This is a genomic window from Paraburkholderia sp. LEh10, assembly GCF_017814945.1.
Taxonomy (GTDB): Bacteria; Pseudomonadota; Gammaproteobacteria; order Burkholderiales; family Burkholderiaceae; genus Paraburkholderia.
In genome coordinates this window covers 1-16,564 of the sequence record NZ_JAGIPX010000112.1, presented here as the reverse complement: position 1 = coordinate 16,564, position 16,564 = coordinate 1, and the positions used below count along the sequence as shown (strand labels likewise).

Sequence of the window (16,564 nt, the reverse complement as noted above, 5' to 3'; positions counted from 1 at the left end):
GCGGCGGCAAAGAAAGTAAGTGCCGCCCCGCACAGGGGCAACGCCCGCGCCGCGAGGCGCATCGCGGATGCCAGCGAAAGCAGCAAAAAACCAACCGCATTCGCGGATGCCATCGACAGCGGCAAGGCAAAGGGCATCGCGGATGCCAGCGACAGCGGCAAAACAAACCTCATAGCGGCTGCAAGCAAAAGCAAAAGCAAAGGCAAAACCAAACCGAAACCCAATTCCAAACTCCTGAATTGCCAGCGTTTCACCGCCCTTATTGCCCGATGGCAACTGGATCTCTTTCGCAATAATTCATCTCATCGGGAAACGGTATGTTGCCGGTCCGCGCTGCTCATCGGAGAACCAGCTTGAACATTCGTAAATTTGTCGGTGCAACGAGTCGTGATGCGCTGCGTCTCGTCCGCGAGGCATTGGGCTCCGATGCAGTCGTGCTGTCGAACCGTACCAACGACGACGGCACCGTCGAAATCGTCGCCGTCGCCGACAGCGATCTCAGCGCAATCGCGCCCCGCAGTCCGGAAGGCGGCGCAGCCGCCAACGCCGGCGCGGGCTTGAACCCGGCAGGCGCTGCGCGCGCGCCGCTCCCGCTGGCCGCGCCGTCGATGGCCGTCAATCCGTACGCGAGCGGAATGCCCGACGTGTTCTCGTCGGTGTTCGGCGCGAGCCCGGAGGCGGGGACGGAGCGCATGCCCGCCGCCAGCGAAGAGAAGGCCGAGCCGCAAGCAGCCACGGCCGCCGACACTGAAACCGCTAACCGGTCGACGGCCGCAAAGAATGTCGCGCGCGCAACCGACGACGTGCGCGTCGAGCTGCGCGCGGAAGCACGCAACGAAGCACGCAGCGAATCCACCGCTGCGCCCGCCGCAACCATCAAGCAGGCACACGCAGCGCCCGCTATGCCCGAAGCGCCTGGCCGTCCCCGCACGATGGGCGAAACGAATCCCTGGCTGATCGATCACGCTCGCCGCATCGCGGCCAAGGACGTGGTACACGCAGCCAATCCGGCAATGACGCCCGCCGCCGCGGTGGCGCGCGGCATGGGCGCACCCGTCGATCCGCGCGAGAGCGCCGTCAACGAAAGCGCGAAGCCCGACTGGGCGCGCGAAGCGGCACAGCTCGCCGCACGCCGCGCCGCGCAGAAGAACAGCGCGCCGTACACAGCGGAAGTCGCAGGCGATATCGGCACCGCCAGTGACGCGCGCAAGGCCGCAATCGACATGACGCCGAAGACGGCGGCCGCGCTGACGGAATCGATCCAGTCGCGTATCGAGCAGATGGTCAACGAGACCGTGATGAACGAGCTGAGCTCGATGCGCGGCATGATGGAAGAGCAGTTTGCGGGCCTCCTGTGGGCCGACCGCCAGCGCCGCAGCCCGACGCACGCCGCGCTGACGCGGCACCTGTTCGCCGCCGGCTTCTCGGCACAACTCGTGAAGATGGTGACCGACAACCTGCCGGACGTCGAGAACATGGACGAAGGCATGGAGTGGGTGCGGTCGGTGCTCGAATCGAACGTGCCCGTGATGGAGAACGAAGACGCGCTGATGGAGCGCGGCGGCGTGTTCGCACTGATGGGGCCGACGGGCGTCGGCAAAACCACGACGACGGCCAAGCTCGCCGCGCGCTGCGTGATGCGCTTCGGCGCGAGCAAGGTCGCGCTGCTCACCACCGATAGCTACCGGATCGGCGGCCATGAGCAACTGCGCATCTTCGGCAAGATCCTGGGCGTATCGGTGCACGCCGTGAAGGACAGCGCCGACCTGCAACTCGCGCTCTCCGAACTGCGCAACAAACATATCGTGCTGATCGACACGATCGGCATGAGCCAGCGCGACCGGCTCGTCTCCGACCAGATCGCGATGCTGTGCCGCGCGGGTCAGCCGGTGCAGCGTCTGCTGCTGCTGAACGCGACGAGCCACGGCGACACGCTGAACGAAGTCGTGCAGGCCTACCAGAACGCGCCGGACCAGCAGCCGCTCGCGGGCTGCATCCTGACCAAGCTCGACGAAGCGACGAATCTCGGCTGCGTGCTCGACACCGTGATCCGCTACAAGCTGCCCGTGCACTACGTATCGACGGGGCAGAAGGTGCCCGAGAACCTGTACGTCGGGACGAAGAAATTTCTGATCAAGAGCGCCTTCTGCATTCCGCGCGACAACTCGCCGTTCGTTCCGCAAGAAGAAGATGTGCCGGCGCTGCTCTCTGCCCTGTCGGCCCGCTCGACCGCCGATCTGCACGAGGTTCGCTTTGGATAAGTTTGTGCTGGACCAGGCTGAAGGACTGCGGCGTCTGCTCGCGCGCAGCGGCTCGCGGGTCGTGGCTGTCGCGGGCGGCTCGCATGGCGCGGGCGCGACGACGACGGTCGTGAATCTCGCCGCGGCGCTCGCCGAGCAGGGCAAGGATGTGCTCGTCATCGACGAATGCCTGGGCGAGCGGTCGGTGAGCGCGACGCTCGGCGGCGTGCGCAGCGCGGGTAATTTCTCCGCCGTGATACGCGGCGAGATGACGCTCGAACAAGCAGCGGGGCGTCATGCGCTGGGTTTTGCCGTACTCGCCGCATCGCGTGGCAATCGCGAAAGCTGCACCCGGGAGCAGATGGGCGCCGTGCTGAGCGGGCCGGCCGATGTCGTGCTGATCGACGCGCAGCTCAATCGCGAAGGCTCGCTGTCGGCGCTCGCGATGCAATCGCATGACGTGATGGTCGTCACGCGCGTCGCGGCGCAAGCGATCACCGACGCGTATGCGTGCATGAAGCGTCTGCACTACTGGCATGCAATCGCGCAGTTCCGCGTGCTCGTCAACCACGTGCAGAGCGTGACCGACGCGCATACCGCGTTTGAAAACCTGGCGGGCGTGGCGGGGCGTTATCTCGCCGTGTCGCTGGAAGATGCCGGCTGCGTGGCAGCCGAACCTTTGATGGCGCGAGCCGTGGAGTTGTCGCGTTGTGTCGTCGATGCGTTTCCATCGGCACCTGCTGCGCGCGATTTCCGTCATGTCGCAGCCGAACTGCAGTACTGGCCGATGCGGCCAGCGATTTCGTCACGGACGCGTAGCGTGCCGCCGGCGACCGTAACAGCGGCGCAATACGCCGACCAACCGTCTGCGCAGCACGCCTGAGGGCGGCGAGGACAAGGGGAGCACGATGTACAACGCTCAAGGAAAGATTTCACAAGCCGACGTTTTGACGAAATACGCGCCGCTCGTGCGCCGTCTCGGCTTGCAGCTCGTCGCGAAGATGCCGGCGAGCGTCGATCTCGACGATCTGATTCAGGCGGGCATGATCGGTCTGATGGACGCGGCGGGCCGCTACAAGGAAGACCAGGGCGCGCAATTCGAAACGTACGCGAGCCAGCGGATTCGCGGCGCGATGCTCGACGAGTTGCGCAGCAACGACTGGCTGCCGCGCAGCTTGCGCCGCACGTCGCGCGAGGTCGAGACGGCTGTGCATCAGGTCGAGCAGTCGCTGGGGCGTTCGGCGAGCGAGACGGAGATTGCCGATCATCTGAAGATGCCGCTCGACGAGTATCAGTCGATGCTGCAGGATCTGCATGGCAGCCAGCTGATCTACTACGAGGACTTCGATCGCTCGGCGGACGACGAGCCATTTCTCGACCGGTATTGTGTGGACCACTCCGATCCGTTGTCGGCGTTGCTGGATGAGTCGCTGCGCGGGGCGTTGGTCGAGGCGATCGAGCGCTTGCCGGAGCGAGAGAAGCTGCTGATGTCGCTGTACTATGAGCGCGGCCTGAACCTGCGCGAGATCGGGGCGGTGATGGAGGTCAGCGAGTCGCGGGTTTGTCAGTTGCATTCGCAGGCCGTAGCACGGCTGAGGACTCGCTTGCGTGAGCAGGCCTGGGCGTCGGCTGAAACCTGAATTTGTAGTTGGGTTTGCTTTTTTTTGTCTGCGACGCTGGCAGTTTGCTTTGCCACTTTTGCTGGCAGTTTGCTTTGCCACTTTCGCTGGCAGTTTGCTTTGCCACTTTCGCTGGCATCCGCGATAGCGCCTCGCGGCGCGGGCGTTGCCCCTGTGCGGGGCGGCACTTACTTTCTTTGCCGCGGCAAAGAAAGTAAGCAAAGAAAGCCGCTCACACCGCCAATCCTTGACCCTTGTTCACGGGCTCTCAACGCCCCCGCACTTCGGATGGCAGCGTGCTGACCTCGTCCGTTGCCCACGCGCTGATTGAATGCCTCACCCACATCGTGCGCTCATACAACGGCTACACGTCCCTGGTATTTCAGTGCCCTTCTGCGGCAAACCTATGTCGGTTATCGCGCATCGCAGGGCAACGCCCGAACTGTGCAGAGACGTCGCGCAGCGAAGATGTTCTGATCGATCGCACAAAAGCCTACATAAGTTTGCCGCACAGGGGCGCTGGATAATCGAGGTTGTGGCTTGCAACGCGGCGGCATGAAGCGGGTCAGGCGCCGCTCAGTGCGCTGGCGACGAATGTTGGACAGCACGTTGCCATGCGAAGTGTGGGGACGTTGAGAGCCCGTGGACAGGGGCAGCATTTGCGGTGTGAGCGGCTTTCTTTGCTTACTTTCTTTGCCGCGGCAAAGAAAGTAAGTGCCGCCCCGCACAGGGGCAACGCCCGCGCCGCGAGGCGCTATCGCGGATGCCAGCGATCCAACAAACCGGTCGCAGACAAAAAACATAAAACCAAAAAACGAAAACCAAAAGCAAAAACCGGCACACAAGAGCACCGGTCCAAAAAAAAGGGGATAAAAAGGGGAAACCCCTTTGACTCAAATCCCCGCGAAAGCGGGAACCCTTCCGTCCGGGCCATAAAGCGCACCGCGTTCCGGCCCCACAGCCACGTTGAGCGCGGCGAGCGCTCGCCGGTTGTACTCCATGCGAGTACGAATCAACGCGCCGTTAGTCGTATTGAACCGCTTGGCGCGTTCAACAGCCTTCTGCAACAAAGACCACTGCGTCGCAAGCCGCGAATCATTGGCGACAGCCATTTCCATGCCCTTCCATCCGGCCGGATAACCAAGCTGTGCAAGCTGCGAATCGCGAACCTTCTCCAGCGTGGAAAGCTTCTCCACCAGCTCCATCTTCTTCTCGACAATGGGCGGCAGCGTATCGATGGGATGCACCGTGGTCAGCGCCTTTTCCTCGGCCGCGAGGACGGAAGCGAACAGTTCCACAGCGGAATACTCGTCGATGACGGTGGCAAGCAGGGCGTCTTTCATCAGATACAACTCGCTAGGCACCAGCCCCGCGCCACGCGCGAAACCGGATTCGTCACAAATGCCGACGGGCACCCGGCGCACCGTCCATCGGTGCGTCGATCAGTTGCCGGCCGACTGGCTCGTCTGTTGCAGCAGCTCGCGCGCCGTCGCCAGCACGCCATCGGCGATCTTGCCGGAGTCGATCGTCAACGTACCGTCCTTGATCGCCTGCTTGATCGATTCGACATGCGCCGTATCGATGTCCGATGCACCCGCGCTCGCGAGGCCGTGCAGTCGCGTCGACAGCCCCGACAAATTCACGTTGGCGTCGCCCGACGCGCCCGTGGCCGTCTGCGCCGCCGCGCCCGCACCATCCGTCGTCGCGGCCTCGCCCTGGTGCGTGCGCTGCAGCCCGTCTTTCAATGTCTGCAGACCCGAACGGTTAGTGGAATCAACTTTCACGATTGGCTTCCTGAACGATTTGAATGTGATAACGGCAAATCACATATCGAACTTTAGCGCCGTCGATCGTGCACGTTTTTCAAGTTGTAACCGTCCAGCGTCCCCGCGTCAGAGCTGAATCTCGACGGTGCCGCCGTCCTTGACGACACCCTGGATGATCTGCCCGTTCGCCGTCTTCACCTTCACCGGCTGTCCGGGCGACGCGTTGTTCATCACGTTGCCTTCCGCCGAAATCGCAAAACCTTGGCCCTGCGCAATCACTTTGACCGTCTGGCCGATCGTCACCGAGTCGGCGCTCTTCAGCATGTCCCGGCGCAGCGGCAAGCCCGCCGACACCCGCATCAACGCAACCGAACCGACCGCCTGCGCCGGATCGGTGATCACGGCTTGCGGCAGCACCGTCAGATCGCCGTCGCGGGCAACGAGATCGGCTGCCGACAGCAGTTCGCCCGGCGCGATCGCGCGCGCGGCGAGGAAATAGGTCGCCTGAACCGAAACCTTCGCCTGTATGTAGAGCGTCCACGGGCGCTCGCCCGCGCAGCGCACGCCGACTGTCGTGCGGCCCCACAGGCGCGCGCCCGTCGGCATGAACGGCTCGAGCGTCGTGCACGCTGCGAGACCGCGCGGAAAGACCGTCGCGACGCTAATGTCGACCTTGCCCGGCAAGCCCGCCGATTGCTGCTGCAGATACGCGAGCGCGGCACGGCGAATTGATTCGCCGTCCTGTTGCCCGGCGGGCACGAGCGCGCCGGCTTGCGCGGGAGTCTGGCCTTGGGCCGCGGCCGTGACCGGCGCGGACGCAGTCGAGTTCGTGCGCGCGGTGGCGGCGCGCAACTGCGCTACCGGGGAATTCGATGCCGCGTTGCCAGCAGGAGGATTCACGGCGATCGGCTGAACGCCCGCCATCGGGCGTGTTGCGGCTTGAGCGGGGGTGACCACCACGGGAAGCACCGGGCGCGTGGCCGGTTGCAGGCTCACGCGCATCATGCCCGGCGTGCTCGCCGACGGATTAACGGGCGCGCTCGCCGTGCGTTGCGCCGCGACGGCTTCACCGGCGCCGGGAATGACGATCGCGCCATCCGCGCGTGCGGCTTGCGCGAAGCGATCGGTGTCGTTGCGGTTCCAGCCGGGCGCTACGGGCGCAGCGGCAGGCGCAGCCGCAACGGCCGGAATGGGCGCAACGGCAGGCGCAGCCGCAACGGCGGGAACGGACGCAACGGCACGCGGCGCGGCAGGGGTCGAGGACGCTTTCATGCGCTCGGCCATCGCCTGCAACTCGGCTGGGTTCTTCTCGCCGGGACCGGCGATCACGATCGGTCCGCCGCTGGGCGCGCCATTTTCCTGCGCGTGCGCGAAGGATGCGGCGGCGCATGCGCCGACCAGCGCCATCGCCGACAGCGTCCGGACAGCGCGCGCACCCTGACGGCGGGTGAGGCGCGAAGCGGTGGCAGCGGGCAAGGACATGGTCGTTCTCCATCGGATACATCGGCACGAATCGCATTCTAGAGATCGCGCCTCTCGTGCAAACGGTGAATAGAGGCGTCCTTCCCCGGCTATTCGTCCGATTAAGTCTTGCGCACCGCCCCCACAATGCACCACATGTCAAAAGGCCATCCCGGCTTGCGTCGTCGAAGCGCCTCTTCCTGAACGGGGCGAACGGGCGGCGGCGGGAAGCCTCGGACCGCTCCACGGAGAACCCAATGCTGGACAAACTCGATGCCGAATTTGCCTTTGGACGCCAGGCGCTCGACGTGCGCGCCTATCGCCAGGAACTGCTGTCGTCGAACATCGCGAACTCCGATACGCCGGGCTACAAGGCTCGCGACATCGACTTCGCGTCGTCGCTTGCGGGCGCGCTGAAGAAGAGCGCCGGCTCGACGGCGGGCGCATCGAACAACGCGCCGCTTGCGATGACGCAGCCGGCGGGTGTGACGCAAGGCATGTCGATGACGTCGACGGAGCCGGGCCACATGACGGGCAAGGCGCGCCTCATCGCGACGGGCGGCCCGACCGACGACTTCGGCAAGGTTGCGTACCGGATTCCGGCGCAGCCCGCGCTCGACGGCAACACCGTCGATCTGGATGCCGAGCGCGTGCAGTTCGCCGACAACTCACTGCACTTCGAATCCGGCATGACAGTGCTGTCGAGCCAGATCAAGTCAATGCTGGCGGCGATCACGTCGAACAGCTAATAAAAACGCGCGGCCGGCGACATGCACGGCCGCGTGCTGGACCAACGCTAAAAACCAAAAACGCTACGGGATTAGACGCCGGTGCGCCGGCAAGAGAGGTCGAAAAGCCATGCCATCCCTGATGAACATTTTCAACGTCGCCGGCTCGGCGATGTCCGCGCAGTCGCAGCGTCTGAACGTGACCGCGTCGAACCTCGCGAACGCCGACAGCACGACGGGCCCGGACGGCAAGCCGTACAAGGCGAAGCAGGTCGTGTTCGCCGTGAATCCGATCGGCGGCGCGCGCACGGGTTCGGGCCAGCAGATCGGCGGCGTGCAGGTGACGGGCGTCGTCGACGACCCGACGCCGATGAAAACCGCTTACGACCCGGGCAACCCGGCCGCCGACGCAAACGGTTACGTGACGATGCCCAACGTCGACCCGGTGCAGGAAATGGTCAACATGATTTCGGCTTCGCGCTCCTATCAGGCCAACGTCGAAACGCTCAACACCGCGAAACAGCTGATGCTGAAGACGCTCACGATCGGAACCTGAGGAGAGATCCCTTGACTACCCAAACCACTATCGGCAACAACGGCGCGACCATGTCGCAGACGTTGCTCGACACGATGAACGGGACGAGCTCGTCGTCCCGCAGCTCGTCGGGCGCGACCTCCGGCTCCGACCTGCAGAACACGTTCCTGCAGCTGCTCATCGCGCAGATGAAGAACCAGGACCCGACGAGCCCGATGGACAGCTCGCAGATGACTTCGCAGCTCGCGCAGATCAATACGGTGACGGGCATCGGCCAGCTGAACTCGTCGCTGACCTCGCTCGCCGCGCAGCTCACGACGAACCAGCAGACGCAGGCCGCGAACCTCATCAGCTCGACTGTGCTCGCGCCTGGCGACAGCTTCTCGGTGGCATCGGGCAAGGCGACGGGCTTCGGCGTCACGCTCGCGAACGACGCGACGGACGTGCAGATCACGGTGAAGAACGCGTCGGGCCAGGTCGTCAACACGATCGATCTCGGCAAGCAGTCGCCGGGCACGATTCCAGTGGGCTGGACGCCCGTCGACAAGAGCGGCAACGCGCTGCCCGACGGCACGTACACGATCACCGCCTCGAGCACGACGGCAAGCGGCACGGGCACCCCGGCCACGCTGTCGGCGGCCGTGGTGCAAGGGATCATCAAGCAGTCCGACGGCACGCCGGGCCTCGTCCTCTCGAACGGCAAGACGGTCGGCCTGTCGACGATCGCCGCCATCATCTAATCGCATTCAGCATCACCAGATACGGAGACCGTCATGGGTTACCAGCAAGGATTGAGCGGACTGGCAGGCGCATCGAGCGACCTCGACGTCATCGGCAACAACATCGCGAACGCGAACACCGTCGGCTTCAAGCAGGGTGCGGCGCAGTTCGCCGACATGTACGCGAACTCGGTCGCCACCGCCGTCAACAACCAGATCGGCATCGGCACGCGCATGTCGGAAGTCGAGCAGAACTTCTCGCAAGGCACGATCTCGACCGATGACATCGCGCTGCACACCGCGATCAATGGCAACGGCTTCTTCCAGATGTCGAACAACGGCTCGCTGACGTACTCGCGCAACGGTGTGTTCCAGCTCGACAAGAACGGCTACATCGTCAACGCCGACGGCCTGAAGCTGATGGGCTACGCGGCCAACGCGAACGGCATCATCAATTCGGCGACCACGGTGCCGCTGCAGGTTCCGACGGCGAACATTGCGCCGATCGCGACGAAGAACATCACGGCTAGCCTGAACCTGAATGCACAGGACAAGCTGGTCCTGGGCACGCCGAACGTGGCCGTCGTCTCACCGGGACTTGTGAGCAGCGGGGCGCTCATTACCAACGGTGCTGCTGGCACCAACACGGACACCTACCAGCTCCAGTTCACTGGCGCTGGCACGTTCGATTTGTACATCAACGGTGCGGCGGTTCCCAGTCAGACGAACGTGCCCTATACAGCCGGCTCTCCGATCACGCTGGGCAACGGCGAAACGGTCACGCTGACGGGCGCCGCAGCGGCGGGAGATACGGTCACTGTCACGCCCAACCCGCCCGCCTTCAATCAGAACAACAATTTGACCTACAGCTACCCGACTTCCGTTCCCGTGTACGACAGCCTGGGTGGGCAGGAGCAGGTCAATATGTATTTTGTGAAGACGGCCTCCAACACGTGGGATGTGTACGCGGGCGTGTCGACGGGCGCCGCCACCAAGGTCGGCACGGCGAATTTCAGCACATCAGGCCTCTTGCAGGGCACGACCGACCAGTTTGGCGCGCCAACCGCTACGCCGGGCGCGTTTAACTTCACGATTCCGAACACCGACGGCTCTGCCACGCCGCAGAGTCTCACGCTGGACATCAGCGGCACGACGCAGTACGGCAGCAAGGACAGCACGACATCGCTGACGCAGGATGGCTTCGCAGCCGGCCAGCTGACCAACTTCACTATTGGCACCGATGGCACGATCACGGGCAACTACACGAACGGCCAGACCGCGGCGCTCGGCCAGGTGGCGCTCGCGACCTTCGCGAACCAGAACGGCCTGATCAACCTCGGCAACAACCAGTTCCAGGCAACGGCCGCTTCGGGCGTCGCCGTGATCGGCACGCCGGGGTCGACGAACCACGGCTCGCTGCAGGGCGGCGCGACGGAGAACTCGAACGTCGACCTGACGAGCGAACTGGTGAACCTGATCACCGCGCAGCGCGATTACCAGGCGAACGCGCAGACGATCAAGACCCAGCAGGCCGTCGACCAGACCCTCATCAACCTGTAACGCTGACGCACCGACACCATCATGGACCGGCTCATCTACACCGCGATGACGGGCGCGACCCAGGCGCTCGAGCAACAGGCCGTGGTCGCGAACAACCTCGCGAACGCGTCTACGACGGGCTTTCGCGCCCAGCTCGCGACGTTTCGTGCCGTGCCGATGGCGTTCGGCGACGGCAGCACGATCAACGACGACACCACGCGCACTTTCGTGCTGTCGTCGACGCCGGGCGCGGACTACACGCCCGGCCCGATCCAGCAGACGGGCAGTCCCCTCGACGTCGCGGTCCAGGGACCGGGCTGGCTGTCGGTGCTCACGCCCGACGGCTCCGAAGCGTACACGCGGGCGGGCAATCTGCACGTCGATGAAAACGGCCAGCTGGTGACGGCGAGCAACATGCCCGTCGTCGGCGGCGGCGGTCCGCTGTCGGTGCCGCCCGGCGCACAGGTGACGATCGGCCGCGACGGCACGGTGTCGGCGCTGATCCCCGGCGATCCGCCGACGTCGATTGCGATCGTCGATCAGCTGAAGCTGGTGAATCCCGACCCTTCGACGCTCAGGCGTGGCGACGACGGCCTGTTTCGCACGGGCGACGGCGACCCGGCCGATGCCGATCCGAACGTGGTCGTCGCGGCAGGCTCGCTCGAAGGCAGCAACGTGAACCCGGTGGCGGCGATGGTCTCGATGATCACCAACGCGCGTCAGTTCCAGATGCAGACCAAGATGATCGAGTCCGCCGACCAGAACGAACAGTCGGCCAACAAGCTGCTCGACTTCAGCTAGTCGACACAGATTCAACGGAACGCACGACGCAGCGTCCAGCAACCATCTTGCATCAGACGGGAGTAAGCGCCAAACGCAAGCTCCCGTCATCAGGAGAGAAAACAAGTGAACCGCTCACTCTATATCGCCGCCACGGGCATGAACGCGCAGCAGGCGCAGATGGACACGATTTCGAACAACCTCGCGAACGTCAGCACGAACGGCTTCAAGGGCTCGCGCGCCGTGTTCGAAGACCTGCTGTATCAGACGATCCGCCAGCCGGGCGCGAACTCGACGCAACAGACAGAGCTGCCTTCGGGCATCCAGCTCGGCACGGGCGTGCAGCAGGTTGCGACGGAGCGTCTCTACACGCAGGGCAACCTGCAGCAGACGGGCAACTCGAAGGACGTCGCGATCAACGGCCAGGGCTTCTTCCAGGTGCTGATGCCGGACGGCACGAACGCGTACACCCGCGACGGCTCGTTCCAGACCAACGCGCAGGGTCAGCTCGTCACGTCGAGCGGCTATCAGGTGCTGCCCGCCATCACGATTCCGCAGAATGCGACGTCGCTGACGATCGGCAGCGACGGCGCCGTGTCGATCACCACGGCGGGCTCCAGCACGACCCAGCAGATCGGCGCGATGCAAGTGGTGACCTTCATCAATCCGGCCGGCCTCGATGCAAAGGGCGAAAACCTGTTCGCGGAAACCTCGTCGTCGGGCGCGCCGAACGTCACGACGCCGGGCCAGAACGGCGCGGGCACGCTGAATCAGGGTTACGTCGAAGCGTCGAACGTGAACGTCGTGCAGGAACTGGTGAACATGATCCAGACCCAGCGCGCATATGAAATCAACAGCAAGGCCGTGACGACCTCCGACCAGATGCTGCAGACGCTCAGCCAGATGCCCGTTTGAGCAGGCTGACAGTCGAAACAATTAGGCGGTAACCAAGATGTCGCACTTCACCCGTACCCAGGTCCATCTGCGCAGCGCGCGAGCAGTCTCGATGCTCGCATGCGCCGGTGCGCTCGCGGCCGCGCTCGGCGGCTGCGGGCTCGTGCCGAAGCAGCCGATCACCCAGCAACCGATGACGGCGCTGCCGCCGACGCCGCCGTCGTTGCAAACGCCCGGCTCGATCTACAACCCGGGGTACGCAGGCCGTCCGCTGTTCGAAGACCAGCGGCCGCGCAATGTCGGCGATATCCTGACCATCGTCATCGCTGAAAACATCAACGCGACGAAGTCGTCGGGCGCGAATGCGAACCGCGACGGCACGACCAAGTTCGGCGTGCCGACGGCCGGCTTTCTCAGCGGCTTCTTCGGCAAGGTCAACCTCGACGCGAGCGGCGACAACACGTTCAAGGCGGCGGGCGGCGCGAATGCGTCGAACACGTTCAACGGCACGATCACCGTCACCGTGACGAACGTGCTGCCGAACGGCAATCTCATCGTGAGCGGCGAAAAGCAGATGCTGATCAATCAGGGCAACGAGTTCGTGCGCTTCTCGGGCGTCGTCAACCCGAACACGATCAACGGCCTGAACGCCGTCTACTCGACCCAGGTCGCGGACGCGAAGATCGAATACTCGGCGAAGGGCTACATCGACGAAGCGCAGAACATGGGCTGGCTGCAACGCTTCTTCCTCAACGTCGCGCCGTGGTGATCATGCGTACCGTTTCCGTTGGCCGCTTCGGCTCCTTCTACAGCTTCGCTGCGCGCGCTTTCGCGGTGCTCGCGCTCGCGTGCGCCGCGCTTCCCGTCACGGCGCCCGTCGCACATGCCGAGCGGCTGAAGGATCTCGCGCAGATCCAGGGCGTGCGCGACAACCCGCTGATCGGCTATGGCCTCGTCGTGGGTCTCGACGGCACGGGCGACCAGACGATGCAGACGCCGTTCACGACGCAGACGCTCGCGAACATGCTCGCGAACCTCGGCATCTCGATCAACAACCAGCAGGCGGGCTCGAACAGCTCGAGCTCGAACGCGCTGTCCAGCATGCAGTTGAAGAACGTCGCGGCCGTGATGGTGACGGCGTCGCTGCCCGCGTTCGCGCGTCCCGGCGAGGCGATCGACGTCACGGTGTCGTCTCTCGGCAACGCGAAGAGTCTGCGTGGCGGCACGCTGCTGCTCACGCCGCTGAAGGGCGCGGACGGCCAGGTGTATGCGCTCGCCCAGGGCAACATGGCCGTCGGCGGCGCAGGTGCGAGCGCGAACGGCAGCAAGGTGCAGGTGAACCAGCTTGCGTCGGGCCGCATCGCGGGGGGCGCGATCGTCGAGCGCTCGGTGCCGACGACGATCTCGCAGGCGGGCACGATGCAGCTCGAACTGAACGACATGGACTACGACACGACGCAGCGCGTGACGTCGGCGATCAACAACGCGTTCGGCTCCGGCACGGCCGTCGCGCTCGACGGCCGCACGATCCAGTTGCGCGCGCCCGCCGATCCCGCGCAGCAGGTGCAGTTCATGGCGCAGTTGCAGAGCCTCGACGTGAAGCCCGCGCAGGCGGCCGCGAAGGTGATCCTGAACGCGCGCACGGGTTCGATCGTGATGAACCAGATGGTCACGCTGCAGACTTGCGCCGTTGCGCACGGCAATCTCTCCGTGATCGTCAACACGCAGCCGGTGGTGAGCCAGCCGGGCGCGTTCTCGAATGGTCAGACGGTGGTCGCGCAGCAGTCGCAGATCGCGCTGAAGCAGGATAACGGCGCGCTGAAGATGGTCACGGCGGGCGCGAATCTCGCGGAAGTCGTGAAGGCGCTCAACGCGCTCGGCGCGACGCCCGCGGATCTGATGTCGATCCTCCAGGCCATGAAGGCAGCAGGCGCGTTGCGCGCCGACCTCGAGATCATCTAAGGAACAACAAGCATGAACTCCGACACGACACGCAACGCAGCGAACGACCTGACGGGCCGCTTCGCGCTCGACGTGCAGGGCTTCGACGCGATGCGCGCGCAGGCGAACGCGAATCCGCGCGAAGCGATGAAGTCGGCGGCCAAGCAGTTCGATGCCGTCTTCACGCAGATGATGTTGAAGAGCATGCGCGACGCGACGCCGTCCGACGGTCCGTTCGATTCGCACGACTCGGCAACCTTCACGTCGATGATGGACCAGCAGCTCGCGCAGCAAATGTCGTCGAAGGGCATCGGCGTCGCCGACGCGATGCTCAAGCAGTTGATGCGCAACTCCGGCATGTCAGCCGACGATTCGAACGCGGGCAACAATGCTGCGATGAATGCACTCGCGAAAGCGTATGCGAACCCGGCGAACAACGGCGCGCTGAAGATGGGCCGCGGCTATACGGCGAACAGCGCGCTCACGCCGGCCGTGCGCGGCGACGGCTCGTCGGACAAGGTCGACGCATTCGTCGACAAGCTCGCGGCGCCCGCGCAGGCGGCGAGCGCGGCGACGGGCATTCCGGCGCGCTTCATCATCGGCCAGGCCGCGCTCGAATCGGGCTGGGGCAAGCGCGAGATCAAGAAGTCGGACGGCACGTCGAGCCACAACATTTTCGGCATCAAGGCCACGGACGGCTGGAGCGGCAAGACGGTCGCGACCGTCACGACCGAGTACATCAACGGACGCCCGCAGCGCGTGGTCGAGAAATTCCGTGCGTACGACTCGTATGAGGAAGCGATGACGGATTACGCCAGCTTCCTCAAGTCGAACCCGCGCTACGCGCAGGTGATCAACTCGTCGCGCGACGCGAACGGCTTTGCGCATGGCATGCAGCGCGCGGGCTACGCGACCGATCCGCACTACGCGAAGAAGCTGATTTCCATCATGCAGAAGATGGTATGACGCCGTTGCGCGGACGCGGCTCGTGCCGCGTTCCCGTTCGACGCGAGTCGCTGTGCCGCGCCTCGCGCCATGCAGGCAAAAATCGCGAACCCATCATGCCGGCGACAGGGCCATGTCGCCAAACCGGACGGGACGACTGCTTCGGCGTTCGGCTCGAGCCGCTTCTTCGCTTTCTCCGCTTTTGTGCGTTGCGCGCGACTTCGCGTATCCTTTCTTCGTTGCGGTGTCAAACGTTTGCGAAAAATATTTCGTTAAACCGGTCTAAACTTTGATCCGGTGCTGCCGCTAAACAGTCAGACCCGACACCGGAAAGCTGCATGAAATCCGGTCCAACGCGCGTCTCGCGTCCCTCGCCGAGCGGCTGAGATCCAGCCAGCGGCGTTCGCGCGACGCGCCCGCAAGAACGAAGAGAAATTGGCAAGGCCATGAATACCACCCAGTCGAATGGTGACGACGGCGACAACGAAGGCGTTGACTTTGGCCGTCGCAACCCGCTTGAGATCGGCGTGCAGTTGCGCAACCTGCTCAATCGCGGCGATTTTCTGACCGTGCAGTACAAGGGCGGCCAGCTGGTGACGAAGATCCTCGAAGTGGACGTGCGCGAGCGCACTTTCACGTTCGATTGGGGCGCGCTGGCGGAGCAGAACCGCGGCCTGCTGTCTTCGCCTGAAGGCCACTTCCACGCGACGCCCGATGGCGTGCGGGTTCACTTCGTCTCACGGACGCCGCGCGAAACGACCTTTGAAGGCCGTCCGTCGTTCGAAGCCGACTTCCCCGAAGTGTTGTACTACGTGCAGCGCCGCGAGTACTTCCGCGTCGATGCGCCGTTGCTCGATCCGTACATCTGCCGGGGCCGCCTGCCGGGCGGCGAGGGTTTTCGCTTTGAGGTGCAGGATCTGTCGCTCGGCGGTATCGCGATGCGCACGAGCGACGACCGTGTCTCGACGCTCGAACATGGCGTGCAGCTGCTTGATACGGAAGTGTCGCTGGGTTCGCTCGGCACACTGCAACTTGATCTGGAACTGATGTCGAACCGGGCGGTTTCTCTGCCTAATGGTTCGCAGCGTTATACGCTGGGTTTCCGGTTCCTGTCGTTGCCGGGTAATGCGGAAAATACATTGCAGCGGCTCATTACGCAGCTTGAGATGAAGCGGCGTTCGCTGGCGAGGGCCTAGTTTTTCTGTTTGGCTTTTGGTTTTGGTTTTGGTTTTGCTTTTGGTTTTGCTTTTGCTTGCAGCCGCTAGGAGGTTTGTTTTGCTGCTGTCGCTGGCATCCGCGATAGCGCCTCGCGGCGCAGGTGTTGCCCCTGTGCGGGGCGGCACTTACTTTCTTTGCCGCCGCAAAGAAAGTAAGCAAAGAAAGCGGCTCACCCCGAG

17 protein-coding genes are annotated in these 16,564 nt (G+C 64.3%); 14 read left to right on the top strand and 3 right to left on the bottom strand.

Translation table 11 applies throughout. The annotated features are described in order from the left end of the window. The 4 genes from J8I87_RS41375 to J8I87_RS41360 all read left to right on the top strand — a co-directional run. Positions 1-357 (top strand): hypothetical protein (locus J8I87_RS41375; protein WP_209938289.1); only part of this gene is annotated, 357 nt, incomplete at its 5' end. Then, complete coding sequence (flhF, locus tag J8I87_RS41370; RefSeq protein ID WP_209938288.1) at positions 354-2,261, top strand: flagellar biosynthesis protein FlhF; 1,908 nt, start codon at positions 354-356, stop codon at positions 2,259-2,261. The genes J8I87_RS41375 and flhF, both read left to right, overlap by 4 nt. Beyond that, complete coding sequence (locus J8I87_RS41365) at positions 2,254-3,123, top strand: AAA family ATPase (RefSeq protein WP_209938287.1); 870 nt, start codon at positions 2,254-2,256, stop codon at positions 3,121-3,123. The genes flhF and J8I87_RS41365 overlap by 8 nt, the downstream gene beginning before the upstream one ends. A 25-nt stretch (positions 3,124-3,148) precedes the next feature. Next, entirely contained in the window at positions 3,149-3,880 is a 732-nt protein-coding gene (locus tag J8I87_RS41360) for an RNA polymerase sigma factor FliA (protein ID WP_209938286.1), read from the top strand. Between the two features lie 872 nt (positions 3,881-4,752). Here J8I87_RS41360 and J8I87_RS41355 read toward each other — a convergent pair. From J8I87_RS41355 to flgA, 3 genes are all read right to left on the bottom strand, one after another. After that, a complete protein-coding gene (locus J8I87_RS41355) occupies positions 4,753-5,202 on the bottom strand; it encodes a flagella synthesis protein FlgN (RefSeq protein WP_209938285.1) in 450 nt (149 codons plus the stop codon). Positions 5,203-5,301: 99 nt separating this feature from the next. Then, positions 5,302-5,643 carry a flagellar biosynthesis anti-sigma factor FlgM gene (gene flgM / locus J8I87_RS41350; protein ID WP_209938284.1) on the bottom strand — a complete coding sequence of 114 codons (342 nt, stop codon included), beginning with the start codon at positions 5,641-5,643 and terminating at the stop codon, positions 5,302-5,304. 108 nt (positions 5,644-5,751) lie between these two features. Further along, positions 5,752-7,107, bottom strand: coding sequence for a flagellar basal body P-ring formation chaperone FlgA (gene flgA, locus J8I87_RS41345; RefSeq protein ID WP_209938282.1), 1,356 nt, complete (start codon positions 7,105-7,107; stop codon positions 5,752-5,754). Between the two features lie 236 nt (positions 7,108-7,343). On the opposite strand from flgA, the gene J8I87_RS41340 reads away from it, so the two are divergent. The 10 genes from J8I87_RS41340 (at position 7,344) to J8I87_RS41295 (ending at position 16,363) form a co-directional block, all read left to right on the top strand. Further along, the gene (locus J8I87_RS41340; protein ID WP_209938280.1) at positions 7,344-7,835 is read left to right on the top strand and encodes a flagellar basal body rod protein FlgB; all 492 of its coding nucleotides are present in this window, start codon (positions 7,344-7,346) and stop codon (positions 7,833-7,835) included. A gap of 109 nt (positions 7,836-7,944) precedes the next feature. Further along, a complete protein-coding gene (gene flgC, locus J8I87_RS41335) occupies positions 7,945-8,370 on the top strand; it encodes a flagellar basal body rod protein FlgC (RefSeq protein ID WP_209938278.1) in 426 nt (141 codons plus the stop codon). A gap of 11 nt (positions 8,371-8,381) precedes the next feature. Then, positions 8,382-9,089 (top strand): flagellar hook assembly protein FlgD, encoded by a 708-nt coding sequence (locus J8I87_RS41330; protein WP_209938277.1) that lies wholly within the window; start codon positions 8,382-8,384, stop codon positions 9,087-9,089. A 33-nt stretch (positions 9,090-9,122) separates the two neighbouring features. Beyond that, positions 9,123-10,628: a flagellar hook protein FlgE gene (locus J8I87_RS41325; protein ID WP_209938276.1), complete on the top strand. Its 1,506-nt coding sequence runs from the start codon at positions 9,123-9,125 to the stop codon at positions 10,626-10,628. Between the two features lie 21 nt (positions 10,629-10,649). After that, on the top strand, positions 10,650-11,408 hold the full coding sequence (gene flgF / locus J8I87_RS41320; protein ID WP_209938275.1) for a flagellar basal-body rod protein FlgF: 759 nt from the start codon (positions 10,650-10,652) through the stop codon (positions 11,406-11,408). A 105-nt stretch (positions 11,409-11,513) separates the two neighbouring features. Next, positions 11,514-12,302 (top strand): flagellar basal-body rod protein FlgG, encoded by a 789-nt coding sequence (gene flgG, locus J8I87_RS41315; protein WP_209938274.1) that lies wholly within the window; start codon positions 11,514-11,516, stop codon positions 12,300-12,302. Between the two features lie 37 nt (positions 12,303-12,339). Next, on the top strand, positions 12,340-13,050 hold the full coding sequence (flgH, locus tag J8I87_RS41310) for a flagellar basal body L-ring protein FlgH (protein ID WP_209938273.1): 711 nt from the start codon (positions 12,340-12,342) through the stop codon (positions 13,048-13,050). A 2-nt stretch (positions 13,051-13,052) separates the two neighbouring features. Beyond that, on the top strand, positions 13,053-14,243 hold the full coding sequence (locus J8I87_RS41305) for a flagellar basal body P-ring protein FlgI (protein ID WP_245254553.1): 1,191 nt from the start codon (positions 13,053-13,055) through the stop codon (positions 14,241-14,243). A 12-nt stretch (positions 14,244-14,255) separates the two neighbouring features. Further along, positions 14,256-15,188 carry a flagellar assembly peptidoglycan hydrolase FlgJ gene (gene flgJ / locus J8I87_RS41300; protein ID WP_209938272.1) on the top strand — a complete coding sequence of 311 codons (933 nt, stop codon included), beginning with the start codon at positions 14,256-14,258 and terminating at the stop codon, positions 15,186-15,188. A 425-nt stretch (positions 15,189-15,613) separates the two neighbouring features. Beyond that, entirely contained in the window at positions 15,614-16,363 is a 750-nt protein-coding gene (locus tag J8I87_RS41295) for a flagellar brake protein (RefSeq protein WP_209938271.1), read from the top strand. Positions 16,364-16,564 lie beyond the last annotated feature (201 nt).